Origin of the sequence: Amycolatopsis granulosa (assembly GCF_011758745.1) — a bacterium.
Taxonomy (GTDB): Bacteria; Actinomycetota; Actinomycetes; order Mycobacteriales; family Pseudonocardiaceae; genus Amycolatopsis_E; species Amycolatopsis_E granulosa.
In genome coordinates, this window is sequence record NZ_JAANOV010000001.1 from 5,402,006 (window position 1) to 5,418,946 (window position 16,941).

Consider the following 16,941-nt stretch of genomic DNA (forward strand, 5'->3'; position numbering starts at 1 on the left):
CTGTCAGCCTAACCCGGTGAGCGCGACGGTGACACGGTTGCGACCGGATGTGGGATCGATCCGGTGGTCCGGAGCGGGCGGGAGGTCCGCGACCTGCCGGAATTGCCGGGTATCCCGTTACGCCACAGGGATTTTCGCCCGGGTGGTGGCGACGGCCGGGCACCATCCGGAGCCGGTGGTGCTGCCCTGGCGGGTACCTGGCGGGGCGAGGTGCCCGTGCAGCTGCCAGCGCTGGCCGTCGAAGGCCCAGTGCAGGTGGTCCTCCTCCCAGGGGCGGTTCAGCAGGTCGTGCCGCTGGGCGAGCTCGGCCTGTGTCGTGAGGAATTCGCGCAGTCCGGTGCGGACTCGGTTCAGCCATCGCATATCCGGAAAGGATGCTGTGATCGACTGGCCGAGACGAGTGGCAGAACAGACCACGGCCGACAAAATTCTGCCACTGCCGTTCGGAGGGTGACTTCCGCCGCGCGGCGAGGCATAGTCGCGCAGTATCCGTAGTGGGAGGCCAGTTTTGAGCATCGTCGGCACCAGGGTGGTCCGGATCGAGGACCAGCAGCTGATCACGCAGGGCGGAACCTACGTCGAGGACCTCCGGGCGGAGGCGCTCACCGGGGCGGTGCACGCGATGTTCGTGCGCAGCCCGATCGCGCACGCGCGTATCGCCTCGATCGACACCTCCGCCGCGCTGGCGGCGCCCGGCGTCGTCGCGGTGTACACGGCCGCCGACCTCGACCTCGCACCGCGCCGGACGGGACCGGTCGTCGAACCGTGGCTCGCCGGCGAAGTCGTCCGGTACGTCGGCGAGCCCGTCGCGCTCGTGCTGACCGCGGAGCGCTACCAGCTCGCCGACGCCGCCGAACTCGTCGACGTCGACTACGAACCGCTCCAGGTGGTGGCGAGCATCGACGGCGCGCTCGCCGGCGAGACCTTGCTGTTCCCCGAGCCGGGCACCAACGTGTTGCAGACCACCGGCGGCGAGTTCGACGACCGGGCGTTCGACGACTGCGAGGTCGTCCTCACGCGCACGATCGTCAACCAGCGCGTCGCCCCGGCGCCGCTGGAGGTGCGCGGCGCGGCGTGCGCCTGGGGTGCGGACGGCCGCCTGACGCTGTGGCTGTCCACCCAGAACGCGCAGATCGCCCGCTCCACCGTGGCGAAGGGGCTCGGCGTCCGGTCGGCGGACGTGCGGGTGATCACCCCGGACGTCGGCGGCGGGTTCGGCGCGAAGATCGGCGCCGACCCGGAGCCGGTGGTGCTGGGCTGGGCGGCGAAACGGGCCGGGCGGCCGGTGCGGTGGACGGAGACCCGGAGCGAGAACCTGGTCGCGATGACCCACGGCCGGGCGCAGCAGAACACGGTCACCATCGGCGGCCGCCGCGACGGTACCGTGCTCGCCTTCCGCCTGGAGGTGGTGCAGGACGCCGGCGCCTACCCGCGCGCGCTGTTCCTGCCGACGCTGACCGAGCTGATGGCCACCGGCGTCTACCACTTCCCGAAGGTGGAGACGAGCAGCCGCGCCGTCGTCACCAACACCACGCCGGTCGCGGCCTACCGGGGGGCGGGCCGTCCCGAGGCGACCGCGGCGATCGAGCGCGCGATGGACCTGTTCGCGGCCGAGATCGGCATGGACCCGGCGCAGGTGCGGCGCGTCAACTTCATCCGGCCCGAGGAGTTCCCGTACACCTCCCCGACCGGTGCCAGCTACGACACCGGCGAGTACGTCCAGGCCCTGGACCGGGTCCTGGCGGCAGGCGGATACGCCGGGCTGCGCGCGGAGCAGGCCCGCCGCCGCGAAACGGGCGACCCGGTGGCGCTCGGGCTCGGGATCGCCGCCTACGTCGAGATCACCGGCGGCGACTCCGGCGGGGAGAGCGGGCGGGTGCTGATCAACCCCGACGGCTCGGTCACCGCGTGGACCGGCTCTTCACCGCACGGGCAGGGTCTGGACAGCACGCTCGCCATGCTGCTGTCCGACCAGCTCGGCGTGCCGATGGACAAGATCACCATCCGGCACGGCGACACCGACGAGGTGCCCAGGGCCGTCGGCACGTTCGGGTCGCGGTCGCTGCAGCTGGGCGGGTCCGCGCTGCGTCAGGCCGCCGACGAGGTCATCGAGCAGGCCCGCGCGCTGGCCGCGGACCTGCTGGAGGCGTCCGCCGACGACGTCGAGCTGGCCGACGGTGGCTTCCGGGTGCGTGGCGCGCCGGCCAGCGGGCCGGTGACCTGGGCGCAGGTGGCCGGGCAGGCGGAGCTGACCGCGGACGTGTGGTTCGGCGAGGGCACGCCGACGTTCCCGTTCGGTGCGCACCTCGCCGTGGTCGAGGTCGACACGCTCACCGGGAAGGTCGTGCTGAAGCGGATCATCGCCTGCGACGACGCCGGTCCGGTCGTCAACCCGCTCACCTTCCAGGGTCAGCGGCACGGCGGCCTCGGCCAGGGTGTCGCGCAGGCGCTGCTGGAGGTCATGAACTACGACGCCGACGGCAACCCGACCACGGCCACCCTGGCCGACTACTCGTTCATCACCGCCCCCGAGCTGCCCGACTTCGAGCTGGTCGAATCCGAGACGCCCACGACCCGGAACCTGCTGGGGGTCAAGGGAATCGGTGAGGCCGCCACGATCGGTTCCACGCCGGCGGTGCACAACGCGGTGGTCGACGCGCTGTCCCACCTGGGGGTGCGCCATCTCGACATGCCTGCCACCCCGCTACGGGTCTGGCAGGCGATCACCGACGCGAGGAAGGCGAACTGAGGTGAAGGTCTCGATCGAGATCAACGGCAGGACGGTCACCGGGGAGGTCGAGGACCGGACGCTGCTGGTGCACTTCGTGCGGGAACGGGCCGGGCTGACCGCGACGAACGTGGGGTGCGACACCACGTCCTGCGGCGCGTGCACCGTGCTCCTCGACGGCGAGTCGGTCAAGTCGTGCACCGTGCTGGCCGCCCAGGCCGACGGGCACGCGGTCACCACGCTGGAGGGACTGCGCGGCGACGACGGCGGGCTGCACCCGCTGCAGCGCGCGTTCCGCGAGGAACACGGCCTGCAGTGCGGGTTCTGCACCCCGGGCATGATCATGGCTTCGGTCTCGCTGCTGGCGCACAACCCGAGGCCGACGCGGCAGCAGGTCCGCGACGGCCTGGAGGGGAACCTGTGCCGCTGCACGGGTTACCACAACATCGTCAACGCGGTGATGAACGCCTCCGGACAGGAGGTGCAGCGGTGATCCCGGCCGCGTTCACCTACCGCCGGGTGTCCTCTGTGGACGAAGCGCTCGCGGTGGTCGCCGAGCACGGTGACGACGCCAAGCTGCTGGCCGGCGGGCAGTCACTGCTGCCGCTGATGAAGCTGCGGTTCGCCGTGCCGGAGGTGGTCGTCGACATCGCACCGCTGGACGAGCTGCGGTACGTGCGTGCCGAGGGCGGCGAGATCGCCATCGGTGCCCTGACCCGCCACCACGACCTGCACCACGACCCGGTCCTCGCCGAGCACGCGCCGGTGCTCGCGCGGGTCGCCGGGTCGGTGGGGGACCAGCAGATCCGGCACCGCGGGACGATCGGCGGCTCGCTCGTCCACGCCGACCCGGCGGCCGACCTGCCGGCCGCGATCCTCGCGCTGGACGGGGTGCTCGTGGCGCGCGGCCCGGACGGGGAGCGCCGCATCCGGGCGGCGGAGTTCTTCCAGGGCCCGTTCGAAACCCCGCTCGCGGCCGAGGAGCTGCTGACCGAGGTGCGGGTGCCGGTGCAGGACGGCGCCGGGTGGGGGTTCGAGAAGTTCACCCGGCGGGCGCTGGACTGGGCCATCGCCGGTGTGGTGGTCGCGGGCGGCGCGGTCGCGCTGATCAACATGGGCGGTACGCCGTTGCGTGCGCCGGCCACCGAGGCGGCGCTGGCCTCCGGTGCGTCGGCGGCGGAGGCGGCGGCACTGGCCGCGGAGGGCACCTCCCCGGCCGACGAGGCGCACGCGACCGCGGAGTACCGGCAGCACCTTGCCCGCGTGCTGACCGAGCGGGCGCTGGTGGCCGCCGGGCGGTGAGGGCCGCCTGCTCAGCCGGCCAGCAGGACGACGCCGTCGTCGTCGGCGTAGAGCAGGTCACCCGGGTGGAAGGTGATGCCGCCGAAGCCGACCGGCACGTCCAGCTGGCCGGTGCCCGCCTTGGCGCTCTTCCTCGGGGTCGTGCCCAGCGCCTTGATGCCGATCGGCAGTCCGGCGAGCACCGCGCTGTCCCGCACGGCGCCGTTGATCACGAGGCCGGCCCACCCGTTGTCGGCCGCGGACCGGGCGATGAGGTCGCCGCTGAGCGCGGTGTGCAGCGAGCCGCGCCCGTCGATCACCAGCACCGCGCCCTCACCCGGCGTGGCGAGCACCTGCTTGACCAGACCGTTGTCCTGGTGGCAGGCCACGGTCCGGACCCGGCCGGAGAACACCCGCTCGCCGCCGAACTGGCGGAACTGCGTGTCGCACACCCGGAGCTCGTCGCCGTGCTCGTCGACCAGGTCGGCAGTGGAGAAGGACACCGAGGAGGACCCGGCGGAGGATGCCGTCACGCTGTCTCGCCTTTCGTCGTGGTCGCCCGCGGGCCGAGCACGGCCTGCGCAGGCGAACGTACCTTGCCCGGGGTGGGCGGGGCCTCGCCGGTGACCAGGCCGACACGGGCCGGGTGGCAGGATCGGGGGGTGACGATCTCTCCTTCGGTGGCGCGGGCCCTGGCCGGGGCCGGGCTCGCCGGCTGGCTGGTGTGGTCGATCGTCGTGGAGTCGGCGATGCCGTCCTGGTTCGATCTGGACGACTCCTGCCCGGGCGCCCGGTCGGCCGAGCGCAGGTACTTCCCGCCGAGCGCGACGTGCATCTCCGAGGAGGGGCCGGTCGAGTACCTGCCGCGGTCCACCACGCTGCTGCTGACCGTCGCCGCGGTGGTCCTGGCGGTGCTGACCGTGACCGGGCTGGCGGTGCTCGGGTCCGGGCTGCGGCGGCCCGCGCCGCCGTCGGCGCCGGGCGCCCGGCGGCCCGTGCGGCACGTGCTGGGCGCGGCTGCGCTGGGGGCGGCCGGGTGCGCGATCGCGCGTGTCGTGCTGGTCCTCGCGGTGTTCACCGGTGGCCCGCCGGGGGTGATCACCGTCGCGGTGATCCTCGTGCTGGCCGCCATCGGCGCCGCGGCCGCGCTGCACCGGGGGTGCGGGCCGGGTGGCGATCCGCGCCGGCGGGCGACCGTCCTCGTGGTGACCGGGACCGCCGTGGTGGCCGGCGTGGTGGTCACCGCCTGGCAGGACTACGGTCCGGACCGGACCGTCCTGGGTCCGGCCTGGACGTTCGCGCTGGGCGGGGCGGTGTTCGCGGCGGTGGCGGGCCTGCAATGGTGGCCCGCGCGCGCCTAACCCTCCGGCAGCGGGATGCGCAGGCTGGACGTGCCGGTGAGATCCAGCCACGCCGCGTCGCGGCCGCGCACCAGCTTCAGCACGACCGCGTCGCAGCCGGGGCACCGGGCGACCAGACCGGGGGCGTGCCGGTAGACACGCAGGGCCGCGACCGCGTCGGCGCGGCCGCAGCTCACGCACCGGGTCGTGGCGCCGGTGATGTCCACGGCGAAGATCTCGCCGACCGGTCCGGCGAGGGCGTTGCCGTCTTCGAAGAGCTCGCTCATGTCAGCTCCCGCTGGGCCCGAAACGTTCGGTTTTGACGCGCCGCGGATCGTGTCCCAGCGCGACGAGGACGTCCGCGATCGTCTCGACGAACCCGGTCGGGCCGCACACGAAGCACTGCGGCGCGAACTCCGCGGGCCAGCCCGCCGTGTTGACGTCGGCGATGCCGATCCGGTGCGGCTCGCCCGGCCAGTCCGCCGGTGCCTTCCGGGTGTAGACGACGGTGACGTCCAGACCGGGCTCGGGGCGGCGCAGCTCGCCGGCGTAGTACACGTCGGCCGGGGTGCGTACCGAGTACAGCAGCTTGACGGGTGCGCGGCTGCCCGCCGCGCGGCGGGCGCGGATCATCGCCATCAGCGGCACGATGCCCGCCCCGCCCGCGATGAGCAGCACCGGATCGGGTGAGGTGGGCCGCCACACGAACCACCCGCCCACGGGGCCGCGCAGCTCGACCGGGTCGCCGACGGCGAACACCTCGGTCAGGTACGGCGACACCTCGCCGCCGGGGACGCGCTGCACGGTGATCGCGACGCGGTCGCCGGCGGCGGGCGCGGCCAGCGAGTAGGTGCGGGTGGTGCGGTAGCCGTCCTCGGCGGTGAGGCGCAGGTCGACGTGCTGCCCGGCGAGGTGACCCGGCCAGCCGGGCACGTCGAGCACGAGGGTGCGCGCGGTGGGCGTCTCGTCGCGGACCTCGGCGAGGCGCCCGACCCGCCACGCCAGCCGGCCCTGGACCACGTCAGTCCCCCTGGTAGCGCTGTTCGCGCCACGGGTCGCCGTAGGTGTGGTACCCGGCGGCCTCCCAGAAGCCGAGGTCCTCGTCGAGGGTGAGCCGCAGGCCCTCGATCCACTTGGCGGACTTCCAGAAGTACAGGTGCGGCACCAGCAGCCGCGCCGGGCCACCGTGCTCCGGAGCGAGCTCCTCGCCCTCGAACTCGTAGGCGATCCAGGCCTGGCCGTCGAGCAGGTCCTCCAGCGGCAGGTTCGTGGTGTAGCCGCCGTGACACTCGGCCAGCACGTAGTCGGCGGCGGTGTCCACATCGGCCAGCAGGGTGTCCAGCGACATGCCCCGCCAGCTGGTGCCGAGCTTCGACCACCGCGTCACGCAGTGGATGTCCACGGTCGGTGTCTCCGACGGCAGCGCCAGCAGGTCGGCCCACGACCACTCGTGCGTCCGTCCGGTTTCCGTGGTGACCGTGAAGCGCCAGTTCTCCGTCCGCACCCGCGGAGTCGGTCCGGCGGACAGGACGGGGAAGTCCTCGACCAGGTACTGCCCGGGCGGCAGTTTCTCGTCCGCGGTTCGCGCCCGGCCCCGGAACCCGGGAGTCACGATGCCCATCCACGTCCCCTTTCCGAGGTGTCGACCGCGAGTCTAGGCGGCCGTGCGCGACGGGGCGCCGGCCGAACCGGGTCGCCGGCGACGCGCGGGTCACGGTCTCCCGGCGTAGCTGGGGAGCGGCCGCGCCCGGCTGATCAGCGGCGGGCGCGGTAGGTGCGCATCTTGTGCCGCGCGCCGCAGATGTCCATGCTGCACCACACGCCGTTGCCGGCCGGGGAGCGGTCGTAGAACAGCCACCGGCACTCCGGCGCGCGGCACGGTTTGAGCCGCCGCGCCCGGCCGGTCACCTCGGCCCGGAACAGGACGTCCAGCAGCCGGGCGATCAGGCCGTCCACCCCGCCGCCCGCCGGGGCCAGCGCGGGGCCCGGCCAGCGCGGTCCGCTCACCGCCACGGCGGCGAACTCGTTCAGCTCGGCGGTCACGTCGGCGCCGCCCAGGTGTTCCCGCAGCGTCTCCCGGAACCGCACCAGCCGCGCCCGCCCGGGCTCGTCCAGGGTGAGGTCGGCCAGCGCGTGCCCGGCCAGCCACCGCGCGGCGGCGCCGGGCTCGCTCAGGTGGTCCTCGTCGTAGAGGAACCGCGCCGAGTTGCCGAACACCTCGAGCGGCCGCAGCTCGTCCGGTGCGGCGGGGCGCGCGTAGGCCATGTTCGCAGGTTACCCATGCGGCGTCCCGGCGTTACCGTGACGGGATGGTCAACGAGGACGAGGCACGGGACTGGAACGGCGAGACGGGGCGCTACTGGGCCACCCACGCCGGGCACTACGACGCGATGCTGGCCCGCCTGACGCCCCACCTGCTCGACGCCGCCGGCATCCGGCCGGGGGAGCGGGTCCTCGACATCGGCTGCGGGTGCGGCACCACCGCGTTGCTGGCGGCCGGGCGCGGTGCGCGGGTGCTCGGCGCGGACCTGTCCGGTCCGATGCTCGCCGTGGCCCGCGAGCGTGCCGCGGGCCGCGACGGTATCCGGTTCGACCAGGCCGACGTGCAGGTCCACGACTTCGGCGCGGGTGTGTTCGACCTGGCCCTGAGCCGGTTCGGGGTGATGTTCTTCGACGATCCGCTCGCCGCGTTCACCAACGTCACGCGGGCACTGCGGCCCGGTGGCCGGGTGGCGTTCCTGTGCTGGCGGGACCTGCGCGAGAACCAGCACCGGGCGCTCCCGCTGGACGTGATCGGGCGGTACGCCGACACCAGCGGCGTGACGTCGCCCGGGCCGGGGATGTTCTCCTTCGCGCGGCCGGAGTACCTGCGCGAGGTGCTGGCCGGGGCGGGGCTGACCGGTGCCGGGGTGGCGGAGCTCCGGGAGCCGGTCCGGCTCGGCGCGGATGCCGCGTCGGCGGCGGATTTCCTGCGCCACGGCGCCATGTTCCGGGCGATCCTCGCCCGGTGCCCGGCGGACACCGTGGCGCGGGCGACCGCCGCCCTGACCGAGGCGCTGGTGCCCTACCAGACGCCCGGCGGGGTCTGGCTGGAATCGGCCGCGTGGCTCGTCACCGCCCGCAAGCCGTGATGGTGCCGACGCGCCGGTCGCTGCACGGCATCGCGGAGCTGCTGCTGGCCGGTCCCCAGTTCCGGGCCGGTCACGGCATCCGCCTGCGGATCACGCCGGGCGGGTTCGCCACCACCGGCGAGCCGGACCTGCGCCTCGACGGCGATCTGCTCGTGGCCGGTGCGCAGCGGATCCCGGTCGCCGGGCGGCGTTACGCCGATCTCGGCGCCGAGGCCGGTGTGCAGGCGGGCGCACCGGCCGGGGCCTATGCCGGTGGTTCCGGCGTTCGGCCGGACGAGGAGGTCCGCCTCGATCCGGAGCCGGCGCGGCTGATCCTGCATGCGTTCGCCGAGGGCGAGGAGGCGTTGCGCGCGTTCGCACCCGCGGTGCCGCCGGTGCTGTGGCCGGAGCACTTCGACCTGGCGGTCGTGGTGGACGAGGCGACTTACGGGATCTGCGCGGGGGACGCCCACCTGCCGGAGCCCTACGCCTACGTCCGACCGCACCGGCCGCGGACGGGTCCGTTCTGGACCGCGCCCTTCGGGGCCGCCCGCCCCCTGCGGGAACTCGGTGGTACCGCGGAGATCCACCGCTTCTTCGCCGACGGCCGCGCGGCGTTGTAGCTCCACAGTGGAGGACCCCGGTACGTCCCGGGCGGTGAGCGTGGTGACGCCTATCCTCGGCGTGCCCGCGTTCGCCGCCGTCCCCCCGGGCGTCCACTGCGGACGATGCGGACGGTGCGGTGAGCGTCAGCGCAGGGCTTCGCGGCCGGCGTCGGTGAGCTTGGCGGGAATGCGCGCGCCGGTACCGGGCACGCGGCGGACGAGGCCGGCGTGGATCAGCATCCGTGCGCCGAACTGGTCGCAGCAGGACATTCCGTCCACGTAGACGTGCGGCTCGCTGCTCGCGGTCAGTTCCACGCGGCCTTCGGCAACCGCTTTCAGGAACTCGGCGTCACGGTGGGTCAGGGTGGACGCGGTCATCGCTGGAGCACCTTTCGCAGAGAGGTGTGGTGCACCACAGACTAGAGGATTGTTCAACAATGTGGCAACTGTGTTGACGGATCGTTCAACAATCAGTACGGTTGCGGAGTATGCGACCCAGCTCACACAATTCCCGGCAGAATCACGGTGGCGGCGACCCGGACGACATCTCCTGGATCCCCTGAACTGGTGAGGACCGGCCGGTAACACGCCCCGGTTTCGCCTCGATTCATGGGTTAAGGCCCGCGCGGAGGGTGGGCACGAAACCTCCGGCCCCGCCGTCTTGCCCGGCGCTCGAACTCCCCCTCGGAGCGGCGTGGCAGGCGAGTGGCCCCCGAGTGCGGACTCCCAACTGCCCCGTACTCGGGGGCCCTATTCGTAGACCACGTAGACCGGCTTGGGCTGCAGTGCCAGCACCTGCTCGGGCGTCATCAGCGGCTTCCCGCCGCGGGTGTCCTCCTCGTAGAAGAGCTTGAACCCCGCCTGCACGTGGTCGGGCCGGTGTTGCATCACCAGGTCCCAGGTCGTCTTCTTCGCGTCGGCGCTGCCGATGCCGTCCACCACGTTGACCACCGCGACCCCGTTGTGCCGCGTCAGGCCGGCCGGCTCCTGCACCACCGACACCGCCACCTGGTGGTACACCATGATCTTCTCCGGCAACCGGTGGCGCGCCACGATCGAGGACAGGTACGCCGCCACCCCGTCCAGTTCCGTGCCCGTGGTGCGGCCGAACTTCTGGCCCGGCACGACCCCGGGTTCGACGGCCCACTCGGGGTCGAGCGCGACGCCGACGTCCGGCTCGGCCAGCCAGCGCTCGAACGCCTGGACCTCCGGCAGGAAGTCCGCCCGACCGGGCTGGATGTTGAGCAGCAGCTGCCCGCCGAGCGCTCGCGCCGCCTCCAGGTAGCGTCCGATCGTGCCGTCGCCGGTGCGGCTGCGGTACATCCCGTCCGGCCCGGGTGACGGGTTCACCGTGGTCGCGATCAGCTCGACCACCGGCACGATCGGCCGGTCCCGCGGATAGGTGGCGATCAGCTCGCGCAACTGGGCGGAGGCCGTGCGCAGATCGCCGGTCATCCGGCCCAGCGCGGGGCTGCCCGGCGCTCCGCAGTAGCCGATCAGCAGATGACCGTCGAGGACGCTGTGGGCCGCGACCTGGACGTCCGGGATGCGGCGCAGCCCGGCGGCCGGGGATTCCAGGGGCGGCGGGCCGCCCGGGGACAGCCGCGACAACGCCGGCATCGACAAGAAACCATCACCGCTGCTGCAGGCCGTGGTCGCCGCACCCGCGAGTACCGCGGTGAGGAACGCCCGCCTGCCGACCCTGCTCCCCGCCATGCCTGCGGGATGCCCTGGTCTGCACCACTTACACACCGCAGCAGGAAAATCACTCCGCGGAGACGACCGGGGATCGTCAGCCGGGCAGCAGCTCGGTCACCAGACGGGTGAGCTGCCGCAGGTTGCGGCACTCGTGCATGGGCACCACCCGCGCGTACTCCAGCGCGGCGGAATCCCCGGTGCCCCAGGACGTTCGCGCCTCCGGGTTGAGCCAGTGCACGTGCTTGGCCCGCGCGGCGATCCGGCGCACCGCGTCCAGGTTGGGGTCGCCGCCATTGGTCCGGCCGTCCCCGAGGATGAGCACCGATGTGCGCGGGCCGACCGCGTCCGGCCACCCGTCCGCGAAGCTCGCGAGCGAGCCGCCGTAGTCGCTGCTCATGCCCCAGCGGGTGAGCTTCGCCTGGGTCAGGATCCGCCGTGCCAGTCCCTCCGGATCCGCCGACCCCGCAGCGATCAGGCCGGTGATCTCGTCGGTCAGCTCGACGAAGGCGAACGAGCGGATCTTGCTGAACTGGTCCGACAACGCCTGCACCAGCAGCAGCGTGAACTGCGCGAACCCGGCCACCGACCCGGACATGTCGCACAGCAGCACCAGTTCCGGCCGGCCGGGACGGCGGTCCCGCAGCGCCGGGCGCATCGGCACCCCGCCGGTCGCCAGCGACCGCCGCAACGTGCGGCGCAGGTCGATCTGCCCGCGCCGGGCCCGCCGCCGCCGCGAAGCCAGCCGGGTGGCCAGCTTGCGTGACAGCGGCTGGATCGTGCGGCGCAGCTCGGCCAGCTGGGCGCGGGAGGCGGTGGTGAAGCCGACCAGGTCGGTCTGCGGCGGCACCGCGTACCGGGCGATCCGCTCCCGCCCGCGCAGCTCCGCCGTGCGGCGGCGGGCCTCGGCCTGCACGGCCTCCCGGTACCGGGTGATCCGGGACTGCGCCTCGGTGCGCGCGATCGCCTCGCCGAAGGCGCTTTCGTCCGTGCGGATCGCGGCGAGCACCCGGTTCAGCAGCGCCTCCGGCCGTACCCGGTCCAGCGCCTGGTAGGCCGACCAGCCGCGCATCCCGTTCGCCCCGCCGCCGGAGCCGCCCTCGCCGAACGAGCCGTAGCGCCCGAACTGCTCGATCGCCCCCGAGGCCAGCGCGCGCAACTGGTCCTCGTCGCCCGCGGCGAGCGCCGCCACCAGGGCGTCCCGCAGCTCGGTGACGTCGCGCGGCTGGTCGGCAGCCGGCCCGGCGGCGCCCACCGCGACCGGGAAGTACAGGTCGAACAGCGCGTCGAAGGCGGCCCGCTGACCGGCGCGGCGCAACACGGTCGCCGCCAGCGCGGCCCGCAGCTGCTCGCGGTCGGCCAGCCCCAGCGCGGCCACCGCCGCGGCCGCGTCCACCGTCTCACCGGGACCGACGGGGATGCCGTGGTCGCGCAATGCGCCGACGAACTCAACCAGCCGCCGCGGCAGCGCGGACCCGGTCATGACAGCAGCGTGTCCAGCCGCAGCTCGGCCGCGGCCTTCGAGTGGTCGCTCCGGTATTTCAGGATCACCCCGAGACTGGTCTCGACCACCTGCTCGTCCAGGGTGTCGGCGCCGAGCGCGAGCAGGGTGCGGGCCCAGTCCACGGTTTCCGCGATCGAGGGCGCCTTGCGCAGCTCCATGGTGCGCAGCGCACCGACCACCCGGATCACCGAGTCGGCCAGGCGTGCGTCCAGTCCGGGCACCTTGAGGGTGACGATGTCGCGTTCCAGCTCCGGCGACGGGAAGTCCAGGTGCAGGAACAGGCAGCGCCGCTTGAGCGCTTCCGACAGCTCACGCGTCGCGTTCGACGTGAGCAGCACGAACGGGCGGCGCTTCGCGGTGATCGTGCCCAGCTCGGGGACGGTCACCTGGAAGTCGCCGAGCACCTCCAGCAGCAGGCCCTCCATCTCGACGTCGGCCTTGTCGGTCTCGTCGATCAGCAGGACCGTGGGATCGGGGTTGCGGATCGCTTTCAGCAGCGGGCGGGGGAGCAGGAACTCCTCGCTGAACACCTCGTCGCGGGCCTGCTTCCAGCCCTCCTCGCGGCCGGCGGTGATGCGCAGCAGCTGCTTGGCGTGGTTCCACTCGTACAGCGCGCGGGCCTCGTCGATGCCCTCGTAGCACTGCAGCCGGACCAGCTCGCTGCCGGTGGCTCCGGCGAGTGCGCGGGCCAGCTCCGTCTTGCCGACCCCGGCCGGACCCTCGACCAGCAGCGGCTTACCGAGCCGGTCGGCGAGGAAGACGGTGGTGGCGACGGCGGTGGACGCCAGGTAACCCGCGCCGGCCAGGCGCTCGACGACCTCGTCCACCGAGCCGAACAACGGCTCCTGCATCGGCCCCTCCTGCGGTTGGTGCGCAATCCCACCATTCTGGGCCTGCCCGCCGCGATGGCGTGCGGCGTCGTGCGCAAACTCACGGACCCGCCGGACGCCGGCGCCGCGGGCGCGAGGTCACACCCGGTCGTCGTGCAGTCGCAGGCGGACCTGGATCGTCGTCCCGTCCAGCCCGCGGTACATCCGGACCAGGTCGGCCATGTCGTTGACGAGCAGCAGGCCGCGCCCGGACAGCTGACCGTCCTGGGGGGGACGCCGGCCGGCCAGCGGGTCGCCCAGGTGACCGCCGTCCGCGGCGGAGCAGACCAGTTCGTCAGCGTCGCGCCACAGGTTCAGCTCGCACGGCGTCCCGGCGTGCATCAGGCTGTTGCTGGCCAGCTCGGTGACGATCAGCTTGAGATCGTCGGCGCGGTTCTCGCTCAGCCCGTACTCCCGCGCGGAAGCGGCCAGCGTGTGCCGCGCTCCGGCCAGCTGACCGGGTTCGCGCACGAGATAGCGCACCGCGCCGACGGCCGGTTCCAGCTTGTCGTTGTACCGGGCGACGAGGTCGTCCCACGCGTAGGTCTCGCTGCCGCGCAGCAGGCCGCTCTGCCGGATCAGCGGGTGCGTCACGTACGCGTCGGCGATCGCGACCGGGTCCAGCGCGCTCGTGTCGTAGGGGCAGACGATCGTCACGTCCCGGCCCTCGAACGCGGGGTTGATCAGCGCCTCGTGCTGCGCGCAGGCCGGGTACTCGGCCGCGCTGCGCCCGGCCCAGATCGGTTCGCCGATGATGCGCACCCGCGCCGCGTCCGGGTGCCGGTCGGCGAACCCGCGCAGCACCTGCGGAATGATCCGGCCCGGATTGCGGCCCTCCTCGCTCATGTCGAGCAGGTGCACGCGGTCCGCGTCGTCGCCGAGCGCCTCGCGCAGCAGCGCCAGGTTCGGGCCCGGCACCGCGGCGGCCACCGGGTCGCCCGCTGCCAGGCCGTCGGTCAGGAACGGGACCAGCCCGGACACGTACTCCTGCGGCGAGGAGTAGAAGAGGGCTTCGTGCACGAAGCCCTGCTGCGTGGTCATCGCGCCGCCTCCCCGCGGACGTCCGCGGGCTTGCCGACCTCCGCGGCCCCCGGTCCGGTGCCGCCGCCCCAGCGCAAGAGTCCGTGCGGGCGCGAGTCTCGCGCACGCACCACGACTCCGGACCGTCTCATCGTCCCGTAGGGTACCGGGCCGCGCGGGCGAGGGCAGATTTCACCGGTCCCGGCGCTGCGCGGGGGAGGACCGGGCGGGTCCGGTTCGCGAACCGGGGTCGCCGCGGTTCAGCCGCGCAGGGCCGCCTCGATCCCGGTGAGCAGGCACTCCAGGCCGAACTCGAAGCGGCTGGCCGGATCGGGATCATCGGCTTCCAGCACCCGGCGGGTGAAGTGCGGGTACCGGCCCGACTCGACGACCTGGCGGACGTAGCCGCCGACCCAGTCCCGCCACTCGTCCTCGGTCATCCCGGTGCGGCGCTGCACCTCCAGCTCGGCGAGCTCGGCGGACACCGCGCCGAGCACGTGGGTGTTGAGGGTGGTCACCACCATCGCGGCGACGGTCGGGTCGCCGGTCACGCGGGAGACGAGGCCGAGCTGGTGGTCGGCCCGCGCGATCACGTTCGGCCCGAGTGCCGGGTACCGGGCGGCCTGCTGGGCGAGCCAGGGGTGCCGCAGCAGCACGGCCCGCTGGCGGCGGGCGAGCTGGGCCAGCTCCGCGCGCCAGTCGTCCGACGGCGGGGGCAGCGGCTCCTCGCCGATGATCGTGTCGACCATCAGCTCGAACAGCTCGTCCTTGCTCGCGACGTGCCGGTAGAGGGAGGTGGTGCCGGAGCCCATTTCCGCCGCGAGGCGGCGCATCGACAACGCTTCCAGCCCCTCGGCGTCCGCGATCTCGATGGCCGCGCGGACGATCTTCTCCTCGGTGACCACCGGCCGCGTCCGGGTGGTCCGGTCCCGCATCCAGATCATCGTGGGCGGGTTCTTCGCGCTCGGCATGGGAACAGTGTACGAATCGGGTACAGTGTTCCCATAGAGGGAACACTGTTCCCAAAAGTCCCAATGAGAGGGGAAACCCCATGTCGGACGTGGTGATCGCCGGTGGTGGTTCGGTCGGTCTGGCCACCGCCGTGTTCCTCGCGCACCACGGGGTGCGCGCGCACGTGGTGGAGCGCCGCGGGGCGCTGTCGGAGCACCCGCGGGCGCTCGGTCTCAGCCCGCGCACCCTGGAGTTCTTCCGCGAGGCCGGGCTGTCCGCGGCGCTGGACGCCGTCGCCGTGCGGTCGGCCGAGCTGTGGAAGGCGGACGCGCGCACGGTGGCGGAGATCGATCGCGAGCACACGCCGAGCGGGCCGCCGTTCGCGCAGTCGGACCTCTCGCCGGAGACGCCGCGTGGTCACTACCCGCAGGACCGGCTGGACGCGGCCCTGCTGCCCGCCGCGCGCGAGCGGGGCGTGAGGGTGGACTTCGGGGTCGCGGTGACGGCGGTGGCCCAGGACACCGACGGGGTGTCGGTGACCCTGTCCGACGGCCGGGCGCTGCGGACGCGGTACCTCGTCGGTGCGGACGGGGTCGGCACCGTGGTGCGGCCGGCGGCCGGGATCGGCACCACCGGCCCCGGTGAGGTGGGCGAGCCGGTGCGCAACATCCTGTTCGAGGCCGACCTGGTCGGCTTCTTCGGCGCGATGCCGGTGATGACCGAGATCCGGCACCCGGGTGTGCGCGGCATGCTGCTCAGCGTCGGCGAGCGGCGGTGGGTGCTGCACACCGGGGCGCCGGCGGCGCCGGCGGAGCTGGTGCGCACGGCGCTGGGCGCGGACGTGCCGGTACGGGTGATCGCGGCGAAGTGGTGGCGGCCGACGCTGCGGATGGCCCGGCAGTTCCGGGCCGGGCGGGTGTTCCTGGCCGGTGACGCGGCCCGGGCCATTCCCCCGCTGGGCGCCTTCGGTCTCAACAGTGGCCTGGCCGACGGGCACAACCTGGCGTGGAAACTGGCGATGGTGCTGGCGGGGCAGGCGGGGGAGAGCCTGCTGGACACCTACCACGACGAGCGCCACGCGGTGTCCGAGCTGGTGACGCGGCAGGCCGTGCTGCGGTGGGAGAACCCGCGCCTGCACTGGGACCCGCGCGCGGTGGCCGAGCGGGCGGCGGCCGGCGCCTGGAACGCCCCGATGGTGACCATGGGCTACCGGTACGACTCGTCGGCCGTGATCGGCGCCGTGGCCGAGCCACCGTCCACGGAGGACGTCGCGGCGAGCCGGGACGGTGCGCCGGGCTCGCTCCTGCCGCACCACTGGGCCGCGCCGGGAGTGTCCACACTGGACCTCGTGCGGTCGGGGTTCACGGTGTTCGCCGCCGGCCCGGAGTGGGCGGAGGCCGCGGCGAAGGCCGGAGCGCGGCTCGGCCTGCCCGTGGGGGCGGCGACGGTCCCCAGCCGAGCGTGGCTGTCGACGGTGGGCATCGCGGCCGGCGGGGCGCTGCTGGTGCGCCCGGACGGTTTCGTCGCCTGGCGGTCGCCGGTGGCGGTGCCGGATCCGGATGCCGTGCTGGAGCGGGTGCTGACCCGGGTGACCGGCCGCTGACGGCGCGTCCGGCGGCGCGCCGGGGTGGTCGCTCGCCTCGGTGACCGCCCGCGCCGCCGGGTACGGGCTCGCCCGCCGGGATGCCGGACCGCGGGCAGGGGCGGCTGTATCGGATCGGGCTGCGGGTTGCCGCACCGGATCCGCGCGCTGCGCGATGCGTCCCAGCGCCGCCGCGGGACGTCTTCAACCACCGGGTCCGGCGGCTCACGGAGCTGGGCCCGCTCGACAGCCTCGA

The 16,941-nt window shown here is 73.7% G+C and carries 19 protein-coding genes; 7 read left to right on the forward strand and 12 right to left on the reverse strand.

What is annotated here, in order from left to right; all coding sequences use genetic code 11:
• Nucleotides 1–117 precede the first annotated feature (117 nt).
• Nucleotides 118–363, reverse strand: a complete 246-nt coding sequence (locus tag FHX45_RS26590) for a hypothetical protein (protein WP_167107563.1) — start codon at nt 361–363, stop codon at nt 118–120.
• A gap of 145 nt (nt 364–508) precedes the next feature.
• On the opposite strand from FHX45_RS26590, the gene FHX45_RS26595 reads away from it, so the two are divergent.
• The 3 genes from FHX45_RS26595 to FHX45_RS26605 are packed head-to-tail and all read left to right on the forward strand — an operon-like array spanning nt 509 to nt 4,030.
• Nucleotides 509–2,749 carry a xanthine dehydrogenase family protein molybdopterin-binding subunit gene (locus tag FHX45_RS26595; RefSeq protein ID WP_167107566.1) on the forward strand — a complete coding sequence of 747 codons (2,241 nt, stop codon included), beginning with the start codon at nt 509–511 and terminating at the stop codon, nt 2,747–2,749.
• Nucleotide 2,750: 1 nt separating this feature from the next.
• Nucleotides 2,751–3,221: a 2Fe-2S iron-sulfur cluster-binding protein gene (locus FHX45_RS26600; RefSeq protein WP_167107569.1), complete on the forward strand. Its 471-nt coding sequence runs from the start codon at nt 2,751–2,753 to the stop codon at nt 3,219–3,221.
• Nucleotides 3,218–4,030 carry an FAD binding domain-containing protein gene (locus FHX45_RS26605; RefSeq protein ID WP_167107572.1) on the forward strand — a complete coding sequence of 271 codons (813 nt, stop codon included), beginning with the start codon at nt 3,218–3,220 and terminating at the stop codon, nt 4,028–4,030. The genes FHX45_RS26600 and FHX45_RS26605 overlap by 4 nt, the downstream gene beginning before the upstream one ends.
• A gap of 11 nt (nt 4,031–4,041) precedes the next feature.
• Here the strand turns inward: FHX45_RS26605 and rraA are convergent, their stop codons facing one another.
• Nucleotides 4,042–4,512: a ribonuclease E activity regulator RraA gene (gene rraA, locus FHX45_RS26610; RefSeq protein WP_167109496.1), complete on the reverse strand. Its 471-nt coding sequence runs from the start codon at nt 4,510–4,512 to the stop codon at nt 4,042–4,044.
• Between the two features lie 159 nt (nt 4,513–4,671).
• On the opposite strand from rraA, the gene FHX45_RS26615 reads away from it, so the two are divergent.
• Nucleotides 4,672–5,370 carry a hypothetical protein gene (locus tag FHX45_RS26615; RefSeq protein WP_167107575.1) on the forward strand — a complete coding sequence of 233 codons (699 nt, stop codon included), beginning with the start codon at nt 4,672–4,674 and terminating at the stop codon, nt 5,368–5,370.
• Here FHX45_RS26615 and FHX45_RS26620 read toward each other — a convergent pair.
• The 4 genes from FHX45_RS26620 to FHX45_RS26635 all read right to left on the reverse strand — a co-directional run bounded on the left by FHX45_RS26620 (nt 5,367) and on the right by FHX45_RS26635 (nt 7,614).
• Nucleotides 5,367–5,636, reverse strand: coding sequence for a DUF6510 family protein (locus tag FHX45_RS26620; RefSeq protein WP_167107578.1), 270 nt, complete (start codon nt 5,634–5,636; stop codon nt 5,367–5,369). The genes FHX45_RS26615 and FHX45_RS26620 overlap by 4 nt on opposite strands.
• Nucleotide 5,637: 1 nt before the next feature.
• A complete protein-coding gene (locus tag FHX45_RS26625; RefSeq protein WP_167107581.1) occupies nt 5,638–6,369 on the reverse strand; it encodes an FAD-binding oxidoreductase in 732 nt (243 codons plus the stop codon).
• Nucleotide 6,370: 1 nt separating this feature from the next.
• A complete protein-coding gene (locus FHX45_RS26630) occupies nt 6,371–6,970 on the reverse strand; it encodes a sulfite oxidase-like oxidoreductase (RefSeq protein ID WP_167107584.1) in 600 nt (199 codons plus the stop codon).
• Between the two features lie 134 nt (nt 6,971–7,104).
• A complete protein-coding gene (locus FHX45_RS26635; protein WP_167107587.1) occupies nt 7,105–7,614 on the reverse strand; it encodes a CGNR zinc finger domain-containing protein in 510 nt (169 codons plus the stop codon).
• A 44-nt stretch (nt 7,615–7,658) separates the two neighbouring features.
• Here FHX45_RS26635 and FHX45_RS26640 point away from each other — a divergent pair, with 44 nt between their 5' ends.
• Both FHX45_RS26640 and FHX45_RS26645 read left to right on the forward strand, forming a co-directional pair.
• Complete coding sequence (locus FHX45_RS26640; RefSeq protein ID WP_167107590.1) at nt 7,659–8,480, forward strand: class I SAM-dependent methyltransferase; 822 nt, start codon at nt 7,659–7,661, stop codon at nt 8,478–8,480.
• Nucleotides 8,453–9,082, forward strand: coding sequence for a hypothetical protein (locus FHX45_RS26645; RefSeq protein WP_341771621.1), 630 nt, complete (start codon nt 8,453–8,455; stop codon nt 9,080–9,082). The genes FHX45_RS26640 and FHX45_RS26645 overlap by 28 nt, the downstream gene beginning before the upstream one ends.
• Before the next feature lie 126 nt (nt 9,083–9,208).
• Here FHX45_RS26645 and FHX45_RS26650 read toward each other — a convergent pair whose 3' ends face one another.
• From FHX45_RS26650 to FHX45_RS26675, 6 genes are all read right to left on the reverse strand, one after another.
• A complete protein-coding gene (locus tag FHX45_RS26650; RefSeq protein WP_167107593.1) occupies nt 9,209–9,442 on the reverse strand; it encodes a hypothetical protein in 234 nt (77 codons plus the stop codon).
• Between the two features lie 372 nt (nt 9,443–9,814).
• A complete protein-coding gene (locus FHX45_RS26655; protein ID WP_167107596.1) occupies nt 9,815–10,780 on the reverse strand; it encodes a hypothetical protein in 966 nt (321 codons plus the stop codon).
• Nucleotides 10,781–10,856: 76 nt separating this feature from the next.
• Nucleotides 10,857–12,242 (reverse strand): vWA domain-containing protein, encoded by a 1,386-nt coding sequence (locus FHX45_RS26660; protein ID WP_167107599.1) that lies wholly within the window; start codon nt 12,240–12,242, stop codon nt 10,857–10,859.
• Nucleotides 12,239–13,114: an AAA family ATPase gene (locus tag FHX45_RS26665; protein WP_167107602.1), complete on the reverse strand. Its 876-nt coding sequence runs from the start codon at nt 13,112–13,114 to the stop codon at nt 12,239–12,241. The genes FHX45_RS26660 and FHX45_RS26665 overlap by 4 nt, the downstream gene beginning before the upstream one ends.
• 117 nt (nt 13,115–13,231) lie before the next feature.
• Entirely contained in the window at nt 13,232–14,173 is a 942-nt protein-coding gene (locus FHX45_RS26670) for a sensor histidine kinase (RefSeq protein WP_167107605.1), read from the reverse strand.
• A 239-nt stretch (nt 14,174–14,412) separates the two neighbouring features.
• Entirely contained in the window at nt 14,413–15,123 is a 711-nt protein-coding gene (locus FHX45_RS26675) for a TetR/AcrR family transcriptional regulator (RefSeq protein WP_167107608.1), read from the reverse strand.
• 80 nt (nt 15,124–15,203) lie between these two features.
• Here FHX45_RS26675 and FHX45_RS26680 point away from each other — a divergent pair, with 80 nt between their 5' ends.
• Nucleotides 15,204–16,706 carry an FAD-dependent monooxygenase gene (locus tag FHX45_RS26680; RefSeq protein ID WP_167107611.1) on the forward strand — a complete coding sequence of 501 codons (1,503 nt, stop codon included), beginning with the start codon at nt 15,204–15,206 and terminating at the stop codon, nt 16,704–16,706.
• The last annotated feature ends 235 nt before the right edge of the window (nt 16,707–16,941 follow it).

Coding starts and splice junctions, on each gene's coding strand:
- FHX45_RS26590 (WP_167107563.1), bottom strand. CDS start 363: ATGCGATGGCTGAACCGAGTCCGCACCGGACTGCGCGAATTCCTCACG.
- FHX45_RS26620 (WP_167107578.1), bottom strand. CDS start 5,636: ATGAGCGAGCTCTTCGAAGACGGCAACGCCCTCGCCGGACCGGTCGGC.
- FHX45_RS26630 (WP_167107584.1), bottom strand. CDS start 6,970: ATGGGCATCGTGACTCCCGGGTTCCGGGGCCGGGCGCGAACCGCGGAC.
- FHX45_RS26635 (WP_167107587.1), bottom strand. CDS start 7,614: ATGGCCTACGCGCGCCCCGCCGCACCGGACGAGCTGCGGCCGCTCGAG.
- FHX45_RS26640 (WP_167107590.1), top strand. CDS start 7,659: ATGGTCAACGAGGACGAGGCACGGGACTGGAACGGCGAGACGGGGCGC.
- FHX45_RS26650 (WP_167107593.1), bottom strand. CDS start 9,442: ATGACCGCGTCCACCCTGACCCACCGTGACGCCGAGTTCCTGAAAGCG.
- FHX45_RS26655 (WP_167107596.1), bottom strand. CDS start 10,780: ATGGCGGGGAGCAGGGTCGGCAGGCGGGCGTTCCTCACCGCGGTACTC.
- FHX45_RS26660 (WP_167107599.1), bottom strand. CDS start 12,242: ATGACCGGGTCCGCGCTGCCGCGGCGGCTGGTTGAGTTCGTCGGCGCA.
- FHX45_RS26665 (WP_167107602.1), bottom strand. CDS start 13,114: ATGCAGGAGCCGTTGTTCGGCTCGGTGGACGAGGTCGTCGAGCGCCTG.
- FHX45_RS26670 (WP_167107605.1), bottom strand. CDS start 14,173: ATGACCACGCAGCAGGGCTTCGTGCACGAAGCCCTCTTCTACTCCTCG.
- FHX45_RS26675 (WP_167107608.1), bottom strand. CDS start 15,123: ATGCCGAGCGCGAAGAACCCGCCCACGATGATCTGGATGCGGGACCGG.
- FHX45_RS26680 (WP_167107611.1), top strand. CDS start 15,204: ATGTCGGACGTGGTGATCGCCGGTGGTGGTTCGGTCGGTCTGGCCACC.